Annotated in this window: 18 protein-coding genes and 1 pseudogene; 8 read left to right on the top strand and 11 right to left on the bottom strand. The window is 40.2% G+C overall.

What is annotated here, in order from left to right; genetic code table 11:
• Nucleotides 1-55 precede the first annotated feature (55 nt).
• Complete coding sequence (locus V7K45_RS17860; RefSeq protein ID WP_335005670.1) at nt 56-508, bottom strand: Hsp20/alpha crystallin family protein; 453 nt, start codon at nt 506-508, stop codon at nt 56-58.
• 769 nt (nt 509-1,277) lie between these two features.
• Here V7K45_RS17860 and V7K45_RS17855 point away from each other — a divergent pair.
• Both V7K45_RS17855 and V7K45_RS17850 read left to right on the top strand, forming a co-directional pair.
• The gene (locus tag V7K45_RS17855; RefSeq protein WP_335005668.1) at nt 1,278-1,664 is read left to right on the top strand and encodes a hypothetical protein; all 387 of its coding nucleotides are present in this window, start codon (nt 1,278-1,280) and stop codon (nt 1,662-1,664) included.
• A gap of 382 nt (nt 1,665-2,046) precedes the next feature.
• Complete coding sequence (locus tag V7K45_RS17850) at nt 2,047-2,775, top strand: hypothetical protein (protein WP_335005666.1); 729 nt, start codon at nt 2,047-2,049, stop codon at nt 2,773-2,775.
• A gap of 118 nt (nt 2,776-2,893) precedes the next feature.
• Here the strand turns inward: V7K45_RS17850 and V7K45_RS17845 are convergent, their stop codons facing one another.
• Nucleotides 2,894-3,346: an Hsp20/alpha crystallin family protein gene (locus V7K45_RS17845; RefSeq protein WP_335005664.1), complete on the bottom strand. Its 453-nt coding sequence runs from the start codon at nt 3,344-3,346 to the stop codon at nt 2,894-2,896.
• A 464-nt stretch (nt 3,347-3,810) separates the two neighbouring features.
• Between V7K45_RS17845 and V7K45_RS17840 the strand changes: the two genes are divergently transcribed.
• Nucleotides 3,811-4,308, top strand: a complete 498-nt coding sequence (locus V7K45_RS17840) for a hypothetical protein (RefSeq protein WP_335005663.1) — start codon at nt 3,811-3,813, stop codon at nt 4,306-4,308.
• Between the two features lie 382 nt (nt 4,309-4,690).
• Here V7K45_RS17840 and V7K45_RS17835 read toward each other — a convergent pair whose 3' ends face one another.
• A complete protein-coding gene (locus tag V7K45_RS17835) occupies nt 4,691-5,314 on the bottom strand; it encodes a hypothetical protein (protein ID WP_335005662.1) in 624 nt (207 codons plus the stop codon).
• Between the two features lie 180 nt (nt 5,315-5,494).
• A complete protein-coding gene (surE, locus tag V7K45_RS17830) occupies nt 5,495-6,175 on the bottom strand; it encodes a 5'/3'-nucleotidase SurE (RefSeq protein ID WP_335005660.1) in 681 nt (226 codons plus the stop codon).
• Between the two features lie 497 nt (nt 6,176-6,672).
• Here surE and psb32 point away from each other — a divergent pair, with 497 nt between their 5' ends.
• Nucleotides 6,673-7,410, top strand: a complete 738-nt coding sequence (gene psb32, locus V7K45_RS17825) for a photosystem II repair protein Psb32 (protein ID WP_335005657.1) — start codon at nt 6,673-6,675, stop codon at nt 7,408-7,410.
• An 86-nt stretch (nt 7,411-7,496) separates the two neighbouring features.
• On the opposite strand, the gene V7K45_RS17820 is transcribed toward psb32, so the two are convergent.
• On the bottom strand, nt 7,497-7,880 hold the full coding sequence (locus tag V7K45_RS17820) for a DUF4346 domain-containing protein (protein WP_335005655.1): 384 nt from the start codon (nt 7,878-7,880) through the stop codon (nt 7,497-7,499).
• A gap of 324 nt (nt 7,881-8,204) precedes the next feature.
• Between V7K45_RS17820 and V7K45_RS17815 the strand changes: the two genes are divergently transcribed.
• Genes V7K45_RS17815 through V7K45_RS17805 form a run of 3 tightly spaced genes read left to right on the top strand, consistent with a single transcriptional unit; the run spans nt 8,205 to nt 10,009 of the window.
• Complete coding sequence (locus V7K45_RS17815) at nt 8,205-8,858, top strand: hypothetical protein (protein WP_335005652.1); 654 nt, start codon at nt 8,205-8,207, stop codon at nt 8,856-8,858.
• Between the two features lie 14 nt (nt 8,859-8,872).
• On the top strand, nt 8,873-9,505 hold the full coding sequence (locus V7K45_RS17810) for a hypothetical protein (protein WP_335005650.1): 633 nt from the start codon (nt 8,873-8,875) through the stop codon (nt 9,503-9,505).
• A gap of 33 nt (nt 9,506-9,538) precedes the next feature.
• Complete coding sequence (locus tag V7K45_RS17805; RefSeq protein WP_335005648.1) at nt 9,539-10,009, top strand: tetratricopeptide repeat protein; 471 nt, start codon at nt 9,539-9,541, stop codon at nt 10,007-10,009.
• A 136-nt stretch (nt 10,010-10,145) separates the two neighbouring features.
• Here V7K45_RS17805 and V7K45_RS17800 read toward each other — a convergent pair whose 3' ends face one another.
• On the bottom strand, nt 10,146-11,327 hold the full coding sequence (locus V7K45_RS17800; RefSeq protein WP_335005646.1) for a GNAT family N-acetyltransferase: 1,182 nt from the start codon (nt 11,325-11,327) through the stop codon (nt 10,146-10,148).
• Between the two features lie 198 nt (nt 11,328-11,525).
• Nucleotides 11,526-12,266 (bottom strand): RibD family protein, encoded by a 741-nt coding sequence (locus V7K45_RS17795; protein ID WP_335005644.1) that lies wholly within the window; start codon nt 12,264-12,266, stop codon nt 11,526-11,528.
• Between the two features lie 293 nt (nt 12,267-12,559).
• On the opposite strand from V7K45_RS17795, the gene V7K45_RS17790 reads away from it, so the two are divergent.
• Nucleotides 12,560-14,689 carry an ATP-binding protein gene (locus V7K45_RS17790; protein ID WP_335005642.1) on the top strand — a complete coding sequence of 710 codons (2,130 nt, stop codon included), beginning with the start codon at nt 12,560-12,562 and terminating at the stop codon, nt 14,687-14,689.
• Nucleotides 14,690-14,705: 16 nt separating this feature from the next.
• Here V7K45_RS17790 and V7K45_RS17785 read toward each other — a convergent pair.
• The 4 genes and pseudogenes from V7K45_RS17785 to V7K45_RS17770 all read right to left on the bottom strand — a co-directional run.
• A pseudogene (locus V7K45_RS17785) lies at nt 14,706-14,783 on the bottom strand (ribonuclease III); the annotation flags it as partial.
• A gap of 104 nt (nt 14,784-14,887) precedes the next feature.
• A complete protein-coding gene (locus V7K45_RS17780) occupies nt 14,888-16,138 on the bottom strand; it encodes a hypothetical protein (RefSeq protein ID WP_335005639.1) in 1,251 nt (416 codons plus the stop codon).
• Nucleotides 16,139-16,141: 3 nt separating this feature from the next.
• On the bottom strand, nt 16,142-16,867 hold the full coding sequence (locus V7K45_RS17775; RefSeq protein ID WP_335005637.1) for a hypothetical protein: 726 nt from the start codon (nt 16,865-16,867) through the stop codon (nt 16,142-16,144).
• A gap of 7 nt (nt 16,868-16,874) precedes the next feature.
• A partial coding sequence (locus tag V7K45_RS17770) for a tetratricopeptide repeat protein (RefSeq protein WP_335005635.1) occupies nt 16,875-18,265 on the bottom strand: 1,391 nt, incomplete at its 5' end.

Genomic DNA, 18,265 nt, shown 5'->3' with positions numbered 1-18,265 from the left:
TTACAGGTAAAGTAGTGCGTAGGCATAGCCCGTCGTAGACATCGCAAGCAAACTATTAGTTAGCAGATTGTTCCAAATTCACCTTGACAACTTTGTTCTTTTCTTGCTCAGTTTTAGGCAGTGTCAGATTCAAGATACCATCTTTATAATCTGCTGTAACGTTAGTATTTTGAATCCGAGCCGATAGAGGAATTACGCGTTGAAATTTACCGTAATGAAACTCACTTCTGGTAACACCTTTTTCCTCTGTTTTAGTTTCAGACTTCCGCTCACTGCTAACGTAAACAGCATTTTCTGTGACTTGCACATCCAGGTCTTTAGCTTCTATTCCTGGCAGTTCTAGCTTTAGATGAATCGCATCTTCAGTTTCTTGAATTTCAGCAGCAGGAACTTTGCTTAAGCCTTTGTCAAACAATGTAGATGGTAGTCTGGTATCTTCAAATAAACTATTTATTTGGTGTTGTAGAGTGTCAATTTCTCTCCAAGGATTCCAACGAACTAGTGTCATAACCCTTCCTCGCATCAGTTAGTATTGTTTAATAAGTTTTGCACTTAATCTTGTGCTTACATATTCATATTATGTATAGTTAAAGCTGCTGCAAATTCGGTTTTTTACACCAGTTAATTGATGATTACCGTACTAAATTAGATAGAAAGGTTTTCCGGTTTACTCTAATTTGTCTGTTCGGTAAACCCGAATAGACAAATTAGATTCAATCATACTAAATCAAAAAATCTGCTGTTGAAGGAATAGCGTAGAAATACGATGCCTAAGTTAGGCTATATCTACAACTGAGTAACAGCGTTGCATAAATTTTTAGATAACCTCAGTTAAATATATATCTGTTCAAGTTTGTCCTGAACTTTACTCCCGATTTATTAACCAACACAGCATCAATAATGAAACTCCTCTCCCTGCTCAATTTTGCACACCTTCTTGATTCTAGTATCCTACCTAGTATTGCTAGAACCCAAATAGCTACTTCTCGCAAAAGTGGCACATCAATCAACCCATCTGTCAAATATGATACTTTATGCAAAGATTCTACAGATAGCAATTGCCTCAAAACCTTTGATACTGCTGTTCTTGCTTATCACATGATGGGTCTTAGCAACTTTGAATGAACCGCAGGATGCGCTCAATTAAATCACCCGAATGGGTGAGGAGCAAATCAACCGTTCAGGTGAACTGGGTGCAGGAAGTTAAGACAGCTAAAAAATAAGACTCTATTACTCAACAACACTAATTGCACTTTCCTATAACAAAGGATAATCCTATGAAACTCTCTATCTTGATTGATTCTGTACTCATTGTTACTTCTATTGCTTTATTGCCTCGAATGGGTGGCACTCAAATAGCTACTACCAATAGTGGCGAACCTATAGCTATCAGTTCTAACAATTCATCTAACGTCAGCTACCTCAAACCCTTTGATGCTGCATTTGTAGCTTATCAAATTAATCTGAAAGCACAGGATAGTCTTAGCAGTAACGCTTTGGTATCTCAATACCAAACAGGAAACCTGACTGCATTAAATGTGGTTAAGACTGCTGTCAACGCTAAAAAGTTACCAGTACAAAAAGCTTTAAATGATAAAGGTTATCTAAACGCTGTCGAGTCGCAGCTGACATCAGACGACAGCACTAACGATTTATCTTACTAAGTACAGACTTGCAGAGGTTCGTAATGGATTTATAAAATGCTGTACTATCATCTGGTTGCTTTGACAAGAAAATGCGTAACCGAGCAGGAAAAACTGCTGTCTCCCCCCAATTACCATCTCATTCGCAAAAATAACTTTAACCCCTCCAACACCTTGGAGGGGTTTTTAGTTGGTGCTACGGTTGCTACTTGGTTTAGCGTCTTCCATGCACAGTAGCACTAGAATGCTTTCTGCTCTCACAACGGCGTGACTCATCACACTTTTAGAAAACATAAATTATTTACTGTTCTATCAAATTAACGTTGTTAAGTTACTCAGCAGGTGTAGTTTTCACCTCCAGGCTGTGTTAGATATTGTGACGCGAAACAGGAGTATAGATACGTTGCTAAAGCTTTCTCCCGAATCTCCTCTATTTATTGTATTAATCATTATTAGTTTTTTAGTAGTAACTTTGTCAACTTGGTTATCATCTAAACCATTCGTTTTAAAACCATTTGGAGTTAATGATATTGTCCAGTTACTCACATTACAATTATTTATTTCTTTGTTGTTAGAGCGTTCTTTAGAAGTTTTTATAACTACTTGGCGTGGGCCATTCGTCGAACAATTAGATATTAGTATTCAGCAAGAAAAGGCTCTAATATCTGAGAAGATAAGACTTATGGAAGGACAACAGCAACAGTTTCCTTATTTGGGATCAAATCAAATCAGTGGACTCCCACCTGAAGGAATGAGTTTAGAACAGCAAATCATCCAAAATTTTACACAAAATCAACAAAATTCATTAAAAATTTTCCAGCCACAAATGGATGATATAAATGAAAAAGAGCGTCAAAGAACAGCCTATAAATCTGATACACGAACAATTGCTCTATGGACATCTCTTTTATTCGGTCTTTTAATGAGCGCAATAGGTATTCGCTCAATCGAACCACTTGTAGTTATTGATTTAGATAATCCCATACAAGTAATTATTTTCCGTTGTTTAGATGCACTGCTGACAGGAGGTTTAATTGCAGGAGGTAGTGAGGGAATTCATAAGCTCATAAAAGTTTTTATTGATTTTATGGAAGCTACATCTAAACAAATCAAAAATCAAGGATCGTCTTGATGAAACTCTCAAAGCGACACCGAGCAGCCCCTTAAAGTAGAGATAGCTAAAAGCCTAGTTAGAAATGACTGGGCTTTTAGCTATCTCAATCAATTATTGAAGGTGAGTAGTTTCGCACTTATGCAGCAGGTTGTTCTAAATTAACCTTGACAACTTTGTTTGTTTCTTGCTCGGTTTTAGGCAGTGTCAAATTCAAGATACCGTCTTTATAATCTGCGGTAACATTGGTATTTTGAACTCTAGCAGATAGAGGAATTACACGTTGGAACTTGCCATAGTAAAATTCACTTTTGGTAATACCCTTGTCTTGGGTTTGAGTTTCAGATTTACGCTCACCGCTAATATGAACAGCGTCTTGGGTGACTTGAATATCTAAGTCTTTAGCTTCTAGTCCTGGCAGCTCTAGCTTGAGATGAATCGCATCATCAGTTTCATACAACTCAGCAGCCGGAACTCTGATAAAGCCTTTTTCCAATCGTGCAGATGGGACTTTGGTATCTCCCAATAAACCGTTGATGTGACGTTCTAAAGCGTTCAATTCTTGCCAGGGGTTGTAACGAACTAGTACCATAATTCTTTTTCGGAAAAATTCAGCTATTGTTTAATCGTTTTTGCACTTGCCTTTGTGCTTATGTATTTATGATAAATATGGTTCCAACTTGTGTAAATTCGGTTATTATCACCTAACAAAAGGATGATTACCGCACTTAATTAGACTTAAAATAAAATTACGGTTTACTCTAATTTCTCTGTTCGGTAAACCAGAATAATAACTATTAAGACTAATAATAATCAACACTTAACCTGCTGTTGAAGGAGATATGCAGTCAGGCGATCGCTTATATTTCCAAAACAACAATATCCAAGCTCTATTGCGCCGTGGTATTCCTAAGACTTTAGGCTAGAATCCCCTAGCATAAAGGCAGGGGTGTTGACAAAGGATTTATGATTTTTGGCTCATCTCACCTGATAATTCAGGTTTTATAATTAAAGTTAAAGGGCTTAGAGTATTAAGCATAGATGAGGTTAAAAGCTGTGAAGAAAATAGTTGTTGCTACTTTATTCAGCTTAATAGCTGGCTCAACGTCTTTACTTTTTCCCCAAGCCGCTAAAGCTGATAGGGTTGTTTACTGTCATCCTGTTATTGATAATAGGGTACTCAAATCGGCGGCTAACCACCCCAATGCTTATACAAATGGTTTTCGAGAAGGACAACAAAGCGCTCGGAACAGAGAAGCTTATAAACCTCGGAGTGCGGGAGGCGAATTCGCTCGTGGTTTTCAGGATGGTTATTTGAATCTACCTTATGCTGGGCAAGAGAATGTTGTACCTAGAACAATTGTGCAACATACTACTCAGATTTGTGATGATGATGATTACACCGTAGCGCCTTCTCCTGTTTACATCTACAACCCTTATCCCATCTATGTGTCGCCCTATCCTACTTATGGCATCAACTTCGGATTTGGAAGAGGCTTCCACTTCGGATTTGGAGGAGGGTTTCACGGATGGGGTCACCATCGAAGATGGTAGGGGTTGGAGAACTTCGTCAAAGAAAGTTTCTGGGCTGAAGGATACTTTGTATTCACCCTCGGAAGTGAGGAAGGAAAAATTCGAGAGTATATCTATCTGAAATCAGAAAAAAGAAGATATTCGGATAGATTAGATGAAAGTATGAAATAATAACCGCCTTGGGCGGTATAGCATAGCGTCATAAACCTCTGCCTTTGCCCGGAGGTACTTAATTTAAAGTAAGTTCGATGAACCTCCCTCTCCCACAGGGAAAGGGAGGAGCAACGAGAAATTAGGGTTTTGGCTCCCCTCTCCCAAGCAATTCTCTTTTTCTATGTTGATTGGCAAGAAAGGCGTAAGGCTTAATACCTTACCGCATAAAAGTTGAATTATTTAGATGAGATTAGTCAATGAGTTGTGGGGTGGGAATTTGCGTATCGATATCTGCTTGGGAAAAATTAGGGAGTAACCAGGTACTCTCACCCGCCTTGAATACTTTGGCAGGTTCAACATTCAATTCAATTGCACCAGTGGCTGGATTGGTTCTAGCAAGAGACTGTGTACCATCGACAAACTTAACGGCGATGGGTTCAGTCAGTTGTTGTAGTTGAGCATTTGGGCCTAAAACCACTTGAGAACCTGCGGGTAAGTAAATGCCATCGCAATCCCAATCATCATCGGTGATTGTTCCTGCGCCCAGAAAGTAGAGTTGGGTTGGAATTTTTTTTGGTTTATTGGCATAGACTGCCAAAGTCTTTCCAGTTTCATTGCGACACTGTGCCCGCTTTCTAGCTGTTTCTATGACATATTTTTGAAGCTGCAATTGTGCCAGTCGCTGCTGGAACTGCTCAGGTGTATAACCAGCTTGCTCAGGTGTATTTTTTACAGTTAGAAGTTGATTGAGCGCCTGAGTTACCTCAGCATAGTCAGCCCCTTTAGTGAAATCCTTGCCTGCCCAAGAGGGTTGAGCAATTAGCAGGTTCACCATCAATACGAGAGCGACAAGAACAATTTTGAGAAACTGCATCTATTTCTCCTTTGTTTGAAATTAGTATTCAGTACCACTGAAACTTTACCAGATTTCAAATCCTTGAAAATTTCGATCGCGATCGCACCACATACCCATAAGATTAATTGATAGCCCTACAAGCTCTTCTCAATATCCATTAAAAGTTGGTAACAGCTAACTAGTAACTGATGGCTGATGTCAAACTCTTAACTGGGTGACGGCGATATTACCAGAAAAGCATACATCTACATCGCTGCCAGGAGTGCGATCGCGTTTGCCATATTCTCCTACATAATAAAAGTTATCGCCTTCAATTCGATAGTTCACGGGCAAAGGTTTGGTACAGGCTTGGCAAAATACCATCTCAGGATGTGGTTCTCCTGGTTGCAGATGCGGTAGATTCACATTCCAGAAGCTTCCTGGTTCTAAGGGACGCTTGAGTAAATCCGCTAAAACTTCAGCTGTGAATTTGGCAGCCAGATCCCAATCAAAATTCTGCTTGGCTTTGCGATACTGAGATATGGCAATTCCGGGAATACCGTGCATCGCGGCTTCTCGCACGGCGGCAACTGTGCCAGAAATATAGGCATCGACTCCCAAATTTCCCCCAGCGTTGATACCCGAAAGTACAAAATTGACATCTGCGGGAATTTGTGTTAATGCAATTCTCACACAATCAGCGGGAGTACCTGCGATCGCATACTCAGTCTCAGAACGCCGCTGGAGGTTGATAGCACGAGTGGTAGTAACTTGATGTCCACAGCCAGACTGATGATCGGCAGGAGCAGCAATAATAGAATTTTTGCCGTTTACAGCTTTGAGCAGCGCTTGGATACCAGGGGCATCAATGCCATCGTCGTTAGTTAAAAGTATAGTCATGTATATATGATATTGATTTAGCTAAAAATATCAGAAAAATGCAGATATCAACCATCATATAGACATCTATATAAACTAAATATGCATTGTCTAGAACCCCTGTAGAGAGGTAGCAGGATAACGTCTTGGCATTCTTTTTCACTCAGATATCTAATGAGTACGTCAAAAAAAGTTACTTGCAGATATGAAAAAATATGGCGTTGTTGAACCAAAATATGAATCATGCGATATGATTCCTAGATGGTTTGCAAATTCCGCCCTCAGCATTTGGGTTAATTCCCAAAATGGGCGGTATTTCTTGTGACTAGTAAGGGGTTTAGCGTCAGGTTAATGCTTGCAACCGCCCTCAGAACAAGTTTGTGTAATCAAAAATCCCGTACAATATACATATTTGCTGGGAATATCAGAAATTTTACACTGAAGAAAATCGGGAACGAGGTGATTTTTGCAGTGGTTCTGTAGTATTTTTGGTGCAAGTCTGTCTTAGGGATCACACGATGAAACAGCTCCTCAAACAAGTTTTTAGCAGTCAAAAACACCTCATTTGGCTAATTCTACCTTTGGTGACAGTTATTTTCGCAGCCTCGCTGTTTGCCACACCTGCTTCAGCCACAGGTGTGTATCAAATACCCAGCCTGACAGCAGGGAATGACACCTGGGTTTTGGATCAAGGTGAAGTCATCAGCCGTCTGAATGAAGGCAAGATTAGCAGCGCTTTTAAGGATTTGGCAAAGCAAACAGATAAGGAAGTCAGAATTGTTACTGTTCGCCGCCTTGACTACGGTGAAACACCAGAAAGCTTTACTAAAGAACTGTTTGAAAAATGGTTTCCGACAAAAGCAGCCCAAGCTAATCAAACTTTATTGGTTCTTGATACAGTTACCAATGGTACCGCCATTATTACTGGGGATGAAGTCAAGCCAATGCTTACTGACTCTATTGCCGAGAGTGTAGCGACTGAAACAGTAAGTGTGCCGTTACGCAATGGTGACAAATATAATCAGGCATTTCTCGATGCCAGCGATCGCCTTGTCGCCGTACTCTCTGGCAAAGCCGATCCAGGGCCACCCCAAATAACTGACAATGTGCAGGTTGGAGGCACTTTCAAGAAAGCAGAAGAAACCAACCAAGGTAACGCTACTGCTTGGGTAGTAGGGTTGTTAATTGCTGCCACCGTTATCCCAATGGCAACTTACTATATCTATCAGATTAATCAGCCCTCTTCTAATGGGTAATGCAGAGTTGGGAGTTGGGAGTTGGGAGTTGGGAGTTAGGAGTTATGAATTTTTAACTCTTAACTTTTAACTCCTCACTCCTAACTTTAATCTTGAACATACTCTTGTCCTGTAACTAAAGCTACCTCAGCCCGGACAAATTCTCGACCTAAATAAGCTGCATGATCTAATAGAGTTACAGGAGAAGGCTGAGTTTCTTCAAAAATTTTCACGCAAAGTTCTTTTGCCGTTCTGGCGCTAAAAACTGTTGTATGAGTTCGTTCTACCTTTTCTCGTGCTGGAATTACCTTTCCCGTTTCGGGATCGACAGCTAAACCGCGATCGTCAATCACATTTGTAAAATGCTTGGCATAAATTAACCCCGCGTCTCGATCCAAGTAAATAATGAAATATCCACCGGGATCGAGGTCAATATGACGCTGGGAAAGTTTATCATCAATCGCGGCTAAATCTTCAACTATTAAATCCATAAGCATTATAAAAAGAAATTTTCTTTCTTCAGGGTTATTACACTCTATATCAAGTGTAATTCCTATCTTCCTTAGTCTTCTTCATATCTTTAATATTTCTGTGAATACTTTTACTTAAAAATGCCATAAATTATACTGAAAATCTACAAGTACGCAATAAGCTTATTGCGTAATTTTGCTGTGTAAATTGTTATAAAAAAAAACTATATACTTGCCTTTGAATGAAATTAAAAAGCCCTGTTAAAGGCTTACTTACTTCAGCTTATAATCATGAATTACATCCCAAAAATAGCGCTATTCATCGGGGTAGGAGCTACAGTTACTATGACTCCATTTGCTGTTCAAGCTCAAACCTGCGCTAATTCCAGCCAAACACCATTGACTAAAAGCAGACTCGATCAAATTGCTACCAATCAAGGTATACCACTATCTGAAGTTGGAGTAAAATTTGAACGGTTTGCACTGAGTACACTTAAACCAGGTAATCCAATTCCTCAAAACGGAAGAAAATTTAAATCCTCGCTAAGGGAAAACAAAGTAGGCATAGGTAATGTACAACCAGATGGGGTAGTTCCACTTCCAGTTATTACGACATTTCCTCCATTTTTCCAAAATTTCGCCGATGCTATCTTTTATGAGGCAAAGGCAGTAAAGGGCACGTTATTGCCTCCAAGCTATCAAGATTATCAAATTCTTGGTTTCCTAGATGTTCTTGGTGGAAATCCTGCACGTGCTGCTGGTGAAAACCCAGCAATTGTTTTCATGACTACATCTGATGTACGTAAAATTAGTAGAAAAACAATTGCTGAAGCTACTAGCAGAGATATAGGAGTTTGGCATTCTATAGCCTGCGAAGTAGCTCCACTGTCTGGTAATCTTCAACTTGGCGAAGCAGCATTAATAAATCCAGGTGTTTATTTCAGAAGTTTTAGGTTCCCAAGAGGTTATGGTGGTCCTGGAACCTTTGGAAGAATTTAGAAGAATCTTAAGCAATGTTGATATATTTTGTCAGAGACGAAGGTATCTCTCTAGAACAGCGTAGAGGAGTAGAAACAATTGATGCGAATATTCTGTTTGTCCTTGTTCGATCATCTGTTGAACCAGTTGCACAAACGTTTAGCAACTTAAAGCAGATGAATATCTGGGTACACAATGCCTATGACCGCGAAATAGACATTCAGAATGAAAGCATCTTTGTTTTTCAGTTACGAGGGCATCCTTGGAGCTTAATTTATAAGCCTCATATATCGTCGATACGAATTTACTTGACAGAAGAAGATGCTCGCAGTATTTCAGAATCACTAGGTACTTCTGCTATTTACTACGCAGCTAGCGATACTTGTGGCACTATTGAATACCAGCTTTACAGTAATGGTATCTCTGTAGAAAAATTGTCCTATGAAGAGGAAGTCGTAATTGAATTTCAGTCTCAGCTTCGCCAAGTTGAAGCCAAGGATATTCAAAGTGCATACGCATTTACAATGAACTTCATCCGCGAGCAGGATGCTTATATCCCCTGTCTAATTGAGGTGGAAGGTTTAAGTGCAGGTCAACGCACAACTTTACGCATTGAGGATTTGATGCTTAATGAAGTGGAACGGATGGATTACTTAGCACAACAATAAACTATAAACTATTAAGATGAAGAGTAATATTCAATGAAATCACGAATAAAACGTCTGTCGCTTATATTTGGCTTATGTTCTGCGATTATTGTCTGCCCTGCAATTCTTGACTCTGTAGCAAAAGCTCAGGAACAATCAGCTTGTCCATCGGGGCAAATCAGAGATTTAAATGGTTTGTGTATTTCAACCAGTCAAGGACAAGAGTCAGAATCTATGGCAAATGCACAAGAATTTTTCCAAAGGGGACGCGAGTTTGATGTCAAAGGTCAGCATCAAGAGGCTCTTGTTGAATACACGCGAGCAATTGAGCTCGATCCTAATTACGTTGAGGCTTATTTTTATCGGGGTAATGCGTTGGCTCTAGAAGGGCAACCACAAAAGGGGATTGAGGATTTACAGAAAGCTGCTGCGATTTTAGAATCTAGAGGACAATTAGAATGGGCGGCGGCAATGCGACAACAAGAAGAAATTATTCAAGAAGGCATTCAAGACGGTGAATTTTGACGAATGGTAGCAAAAATATCGTCTCGATCGCCAACACTATAATTTCACAATTTTGAAAATAAGGAAAATTTGGATCTATTTGCCGAATAAAGCTTAATTATTCGGCAAATTTTGCTATAAAAGTACTTCCTTTTCCTCAAGCATTTTTCTCACTAAATGGCAACTCTGCATTAATTGCCTCAATCTGCTGCTGTTCGAGTTGATTCACTTCCTTAATATAGGGACGGATAATTTGTCCTAAACGATTATTGTAAAATCGGTGCAGACTGTGATTAGGCATAGCGGGGAAACCGCGCCGTTTTTTGTGTCGCCCGCCCGCGCCAGGATCAAAAATTTGGATATTGTTAGCGATCGCCCACTCAATCGGCGCATAATAGCAAGCATCAAAATGTAAGCAATCTATTTCTTGAAAACTTCCCCAATAGCGTCCATAGAGTTTGTCATCTTTAAATAAACAAAAAGACATTCCTAAAGGATGAGAATTATCTTCCTCGCTATATGCAGCAACAAACAAGACTCGATGGCGATAATCGGTGTGTAGCTGCTCAAAAAATCTCCGTGTAAGATACTTGCTACCCCACCAGCCAAACTTATCACAGGTGTCAGCATAGAATTGGTGCATCAAGGGAAACAAAGACTGAGGAATTTCATCGCCACTTAGTGGTTGCAATCGTAAACCTGCTTTCTCCACAGCTTTGCGTTCCCGCTTGATATTGCGCCGTTGATTAGCGTTAAACACCTTCAAGTAATCATCAAAAGTTTTAAAGCCAGCATTTTCCCAGATATAGCTGTGGTGCAGCCAAGTTGTAAAGCCATGCCGTTCCAGCATCGGACGCCATTGGGGATCGACGTAGAGAAAATGACACCCAGAAATCCGATTTTTGGAGCAAAAAGTGTCAATTTCATGCACCATCAGCCCTGTGATTTCATCCTCATCTTCTCCTGGGGCGATTAAGAAGCGATAACCCTCCGCTGGGGTAAATGGTGTCATTCCCAGCAATTTTGGGTAATATTGAACTCCGATGCGATCGGCTAACTCTGCCCATTGGTGATCGAAAACAAATTCACCAGAACTATGTCCTTTAAGATAAAGTGGCGCAGCAGCAATCAGCGTTTTATCTCGCCACAGTGTCAAGTGATTTGGCAACCAACCAGTTTTAGCCGTAACACTCTGGGAAGTTTCGAGATTATTCAGCCATTCCCATTCTAAAAATGGCGTTTTGAGTGGCATTGCCAAAGCATTCCAAGCATTTTGGGGTACTTCAGCAATTTTGTTCGTCCAAACGACAGAATAGCGAGGCTTAAGTTGTTCCACCATCTTAGAGGAGTAGGGAGTAGGGAGCGGGGGACAAGGGGGACAAGGGGGACAAGGGGGACAAGGGGGACAAGGGGGACAAGGGGGAATTATTGAACAAGTCTCTCCCTTGTCTCCCCCCTCTTCCTTGTCTACCTTGTCTCTTCTCCATGCCCAATGCCCAATGCCCAATGCCCAATAAATAACTTAACTTAGCGTAATCTAATCTGCTGGTCGTTGCAGGCGATAGTGTAAAAACACTTCTTGCTCAACTGTCTGAACTTCTATAAGTTGTAACTTGGGAGCCAAATTGGGTAAAAATCCTTTCCCTTCGACGGGTGTGGGTGCAGTATTACCACCTAAAATCAGCGGACAGACAGTTAGCCATAATTCATCAATTAAATCTAGTTCCAGCAAGGAAGCTACTAATTCTCCTCCACCCAAGACCGCCAAGCGTGTTATATGTAGAGTGGCTAGTTGCTTTAAGGCTGCGAGAATGTCAATTTCTCGTGTTGGTGTTTCAAAAACCAGAATCTTCTCAAATTCTGGAGGGTACTCTTGTACTCCGATTCCCAGAGTTGAGTGAAGCGTCTGTAAGCGTTCTTTCCACAAAAATTCTCCTGCTGTTGTAGTGAGTAGCCAGCGTCTTACTGGTTGCTTAAAAAAGTGAATTTCCGGATTAAGGTTTGCAGAGTTTGTAATCACTATATGAACTGGTTGCTGAGGCTTCCCTCCTTGCGCCCGGAGTTGCACTAGAGTTGGATCGGTTACAGTAAGTGTTGTTCCATAAGCATCCAGAGTCCTAGCACCGAACAAAACGGCATCAGAGGCAGCAATTTGTTTTTCTAAGTGCGCTTTATCAACCCTTGAACCAAACCGAGCAGGCGATCGCTTAAAATCTGCTATCTTGCCATCTGCACTCATTGCTAAAACAACTGTAGTATGAGGACGATGTTGCAACATTAAATTGATTTGATAGTTTTAATATTTACTTTAGTCGTGTGTAGATTTTCCAAAAAACCATACCTGCAAGCTACTGTTTTATCATTTAACCACTGTATTGATATGCAACACAAATCGCTTCTACATCTAGCATATACGAGTTTTGGTATACCACGTTTCTTTTTGAATTATAGCAATTTGTTATTTTTAAACATTGAAAATAAAATTCTGATAATTTAATAAAATGTCTCATCTAGCTGGTTTAATTGCATATCTTTGGTGTTGTAGATTGCAGGTGCAAAGTGAGACACTTGATGACTAATTCCCGCCAATCTTCCTTCCGTCGAATTTTAGTAACGAGAATATTGCTGCTGTTTGTTCCAGTTTTACTTGTAGGGGAAATTGTTGCCTTGAATAAGGCACGTACTAGTATATTGAGAACTGCACGGCAAAATTTAACCGAAAGCGCCATCAGCAAAGGGGAGAGAATTGGTGATGCGATCGCAATCTTAAAAGCTAATTTGCAGAGTGTAAGCAAAACAACGGTGATTCCGTCGGGTTCGCCTATACAAGAGCAAGAATTTCTCACGCAGTTAAGGCATCAACTTCCAGCCAGTATTGAGTGCATCCAACTAACAAATCTCCAAAACCACAAGATAATTGCCAGTAGCTGCGGGGATCGAGAAATTGGAGAATTAAGATTACCTTTGCCTAGTGATGGAATTGATGTTAAAGCAATCTTTCCACCAAAGGCAGGAACGACTGGAAAAAGAAATCCACAAAATCAACTGCAAGTAGTTTTATCTGCACCAGTTTCCGATAGCCGAAAAAATTCAGTTTACAGTTTAAGTATTCAGTCTGCACTGTACCAACAAACCAGAAATCCGCCGGGATCGCTCACGGGCGCTATGGTAGTGATTGCTGAAGATGGCACAATTTTGGCACACCCGTTCACCGATTGGGTAGGAACTAATATTAATCAGCACCCTCATGCTTCCCAAATCAAAAGCATAATTGAAAATGCAATTACGGGAAAAAACGATTCGATAAGTTTGTCTTTTAGACAGGGAGAAGAATTAGTCGCTGGCTATACAGTTATTGCAAATCCACTTACTCAACAGCAACAGCAAAAATGGATAGTTTTAGCTGTTAGTAGTGTCGATAATGCGCTGTTTGGTTTAGAAGAAATCAAATTAATTCTTATCGTTCTGACAGTTGGTTTGATTGGCGCAAGTTTGTTAGCATCCCTATATTTAGCCCCTTACTTGGCCCGTCCTGTAGAAGAATTGCGAGACTATGCTCTCAATATTCACTCTCACCATGCCGCACAACCAGTTCCGCACAATTTTCAAATTCGAGAATTCAATCAACTGGCCCAAGCATTAGACCAAATGGTAGAACGGCTGAAAGCTGGATCGGAAGAATTAGAAATAGCTTGGAAAGAAGCAAAAAGCGCTAACCAAATTAAAAGCCAGTTTTTGGCTACGACTTCCCATGAATTGAGAAACCCATTAAATATTATTATTAACTGTATTCGCCTGGTTGAAGAAGGCTTATGTGATGACCGAGAAGAAGAAATGGAGTTTCTTAAACGTGCCGATGAAACAACGATTCACTTGTTAGGTATTATTAATGATTTACTCGACATTTCTAAAATCGAAGCAGGTAAGCTTTCAGTTGTTTCCACGCCTATTGACCTTCGACAACTATTATTAGAAGTGATTAATTTACAATCAGTTAATGTCCAACAAAAGGGCTTGCAATTGAAATGTGAATTAGCTTCCAAAGTGATACCAATTAAGGCAGACGCGGGAAAACTGAAGCAAGTGCTGATTAATGTTATCGGCAACGCCACCAAGTTCACCGACACCGGAAGCATCACCATTGCTACAGAAATTCAATCTAGTAATGGTAAATCTCAGGTGGTAGTAGCTGTCAAAGATACAGGTATAGGCATTGATCCGACTCAACAGCACAAACTATTTCGCCCCTTTGTAATGGTGAATGGCACTACAACACGTCAGTTTGAAGGTACTGGACTGGGACTAGCGATTTCACGAAACTTAATTGAACTCATGGGAGGTAGCATTACTCTTGAGAGTGCGGGGCTTCATCAAGGTACGACACTAAAAATTACCTTACCTTTGATTGATATCTCGCTGTTAGCTGTTCCAAACAAAGAAGCAAATATTGGGGATTTAGGATTCTCCTCTGGAAATGAGCCAGTAAAGGCAAGCCGCTATCCCAGCCTACAGGAGTCTGGAGGAAGTCCGTCTTTGGGGATCAACAAGTCTGTAAAAGTAGAGGTAGAGAAACAAAAACTCCCGAAGTCCCAGTTGCTCTTTGGAAATGAGATTTGCGAGATTCGTCTTTCGCCGCTGCAAACTATCTTGGTAAGTCTTCCAAAAGGAGGAGTTTGTGCAAATGGGACTTTTAAGAAGTAATTGAGTCAAAAGTCCATTTATCAGATGTAGCACTGCTAGCAACTAGTAAATATAGCTCCAAACCATATTCTCTGGCTAATTGAGCGAGAATGCGATGCCTACGGCGGGCTGCGCCTACGCTTACCAACACCTAAGGAATTACCGCAAAATTCTATTTTTGACGATCGCTTCACCCCACATTATTCATCAACGCGATCGCTATGCTTTTGACGATGATTTAGAAGCGTTACTAAATAACCAAGATAAAAGATTTGCAACTGTAGCAGCCCCAAAAGAGAACAGCGCAATAATTGCATCACGAGGTAAAACGCCATCCAACCAGCTACCCTGTATTCTGGAAACTGGAAAATCTGGATCTAGACCGATTTGAATCTCTTTAGTTTTCCCAAAAAAGCGGGCTTCTATACCTTTTTTAGGGACAATTTGCAGATGGCGTATTTCTTGAATGTTTAGAGGAATCTTAGGGTCTTCTCCCATAAGAAACTGATTTTGTTTAATATCTCGTTCCTGTTCTGCCATGCGGATTTTACCTTCCACAATAGTAGAAATTTTTAAATCGTCTCTGACATCTTTACCAGTTCTATCTACATCTATAAATTGTAGATTTTCGGTTTTTATCTTTCCTCTAAACCATTGTTCTGATTCATATTTGGGAGTTTTAGCTACAGTAATATCAATACTGGTTTTTTGCATTATCTCTAAGTTAATTTTTTTATTATTTGGGTTGACAATAAACTCTAATGGTACTTGGGTGTCTGGCTGATTTGGTAATTTAAAATCTAGTAATTCGTAACCTTCTAGTATAACTTTGATTGGTTGTTCACCTAAATCTAGGTCTAACGTATTTGGGTTAATTTTTTGGTTTAAATTAGAGTTAGGTTGCAGAGAAAAAGCTAGTTGATTACGATAAAAGTCATAACTGAGTCCAGTTACTTTTGTATTTGGTTGTAGCCGTAGTTCATCAAGGCTGATTTCACTGGTATCTTGAGGATTAGCCGACGCCATAATCCATCTACTCTCGCCGTCTTTAAGTTGAATTTTTAAAGAGTTTAATTTATTAATTTCTGGCCAAGTTTCACTTTGAAAATTTCCTGTGAAAGTTATGGTTTGTCTGCCTTGATTTTCAAGTTTATTGATGCCGCCAATATTTTGAAGAAAGAGTTTGGAATCTTCTCCGTTATAGACAAAACTCATTTCTTGAGCAATGATATTACCTTCAAATATATGAGTGCCTGGTACAATAGCGGCAAAGGTGAGGAAAGTAAAAAATAAAAGTAACAGTAGTACCAAAAATGAATTTTGATGGTTTGAAATTGCCCGTAGTAAGCGCTTTAGCCCGGAAATACTGATTACAAACAAAGCAGTTAAATTTCTTTTTAGAAAATTTAACCATTGGCGAATCTTGATAAAGTTGGGAAAATTTTGTTTGGCTTTTTGCCGAGATGCCATGATTTATTTTAACCAATTTGGGTTATGTTCAAATACAATTCGCCTTTCGATGCGCTCGCTAGGTTCATCTCTTCGGTCAATATTAGCAACATAGTGCAGTTCATAGCGCCCAGATGGGGCATTGCGACCATCCCAGGTAAAAATAGTTTCGCCCTTTTTCGGGTTGGGACGGGAAGTGCTATAGATTGCTGGTTGACCTTTGGAGAGGATTTCAAAGTTGGTAAATCTCACTCTGTCTTGGGAATAAAAGACAAATTCATACTTACCCGAAGTTTGCCCTAGAATGACTGGAACATACACAGGCTGGGAATCAAGGTTATAGGATGCCACAGCGCGAAGGCTGTTAGCTGGTATTTTTGCTTGCCTGAGAACGTAAGTATCCCAGCTAAAGCTGAAACGCGAACCATTATTAGACAATAACAAGTCATCCATTTGATAGTGATAATTATCTCCCAAAGATTTCACTATTACTTGAGGATTTTTACCACCACTGATGCGGGGAATTTGCACCGTGAGGGTTTTGCCAAAACTGGTTAAGTTTCTGGTAGCAATGGAAATCAGGCTCAAGCTATTGCCGCTTAATTGTTCTTCTTTGATGCCTTCACATCGATTGGGTGGTTTGCGCTGGATATAATCGGTAGATTTAGGGTTCCCTTCTGGGCAAGCAGCAGCAGGAAGATGGCTGATGCTGAGAATTAATAGGCTGGTAAGAATAATTTTATAATTCATAGTTTGTTTAAGGAATGCTCCAGGTAAGCAGTTGTTTTTGAATCTCAGACATAGGATAAGCCAAATCCCGGTCTTCGCCTTTTTTTGCAAAGACGATACCTAAAAGTTGATTTTGTGAATTAATTACCGGACTGCCAGAATAACCAGGTTTGAGTGCAGCTTGAGATATTTCTAATCGCTGGTTTTGATAGTTGATTTGTCCTGATTGCATAGACCAAGATTTATCTTCACCTCTTTGGGCAGAATGACCGATAATCCGAATGGGCATTTTCGGGGCGATCGCAGTTGAGGAGATAGATAAAGGCTGGATATCTTCTGGCAGTTTACCAATAACTTCCAAAACGGCTAAATCGAGTTGTTCTTCAGAGGTCATTTTGAACAGCTTGGCATCTCGCCGCATTCGCACTCGGTTGGATGGCGGTGAACTGAAAAATTCTACTTGGATATTTTTACCTTGTTCATTGCCATCAAAAATTACATGACGATTAGTAAGGATTAATGTGCGATCGCCTTCTCGTTTAATTATTACACCAGTGCCGATCTCTGTTCCTTGGCGATCGCTGTTCAAAAACTCCGCAGTGATGAGAACTACAGAACGTTTTATGGATACAGTTGGATCATTCTTAGGCAGCCATTGGCGATCGTCTTCTATGCCTTTGGCTAGGTTATTCTCTTGTTCTTTCAATAAGCGCCTTGCTTCTCTATTGTTGTTACTGGCATATATAAAATTGGGGTCAAGTTCTTCTGACTTGTCAAAGTGTTTTATGGCTTCTTTAAGTTTTCCTTGCTCTTGGAATGTAAAACCTAAATTATTGTGAGCGAGAGTGTGAGCGCTGGCTGGAGTTCCAGAATTATCTTCTGGTAATGTTAGGGCTTTTTGGTAAGCAACGATAGCGGCATCTAATTTTCTCTGGAGTCTCAGTACAATACCCAGATTGTTGTAAACAGAGGCATAGCTGGGGTTGAGTTGAATTGCTTTTTGGAAGGCGGCAACTGCTGCATCTAACTTATTCTGGTCACTCAGGGCAATACCGAGATTGGTGTAAGCATCAGTATAGTTGGGGTTGAGTTGAATCGCTTTTTGGAAGACGGCAACTGCTGCATCTAATTTCTTCTGCTCTTTTAGGGCATTGCCAAGATTGTAATAAGCATCAGCATCGTTGGGGTTGAGTTGAATTGCTTTTTGGAAGGCGGCAACTGCTGCATCTAATTTCTTCTGCTCTTTTAGGGCATTGCCAAGATTGTAGTAAGCATTAGCATAGTTAGGGTTGAGTTGAATTGCTTTTTGGAAGGCGGCAACTGCTGCATCTAATTTCTTCTGCTCTTTTAGGGCATTGCCGAGATTGTTGTAAGCATAAGCATCGTTAGGGTTGAGTTGAATCGCTTTTTGGTAGGCGG

Source organism: Nostoc sp. (assembly GCF_036917375.1).
Taxonomy (GTDB): domain Bacteria; phylum Cyanobacteriota; class Cyanobacteriia; order Cyanobacteriales; family Nostocaceae; genus Nostoc.
Note: the sequence above shows the minus strand (reverse complement) of the source record. Positions and strands in the feature narration are given on the sequence as shown.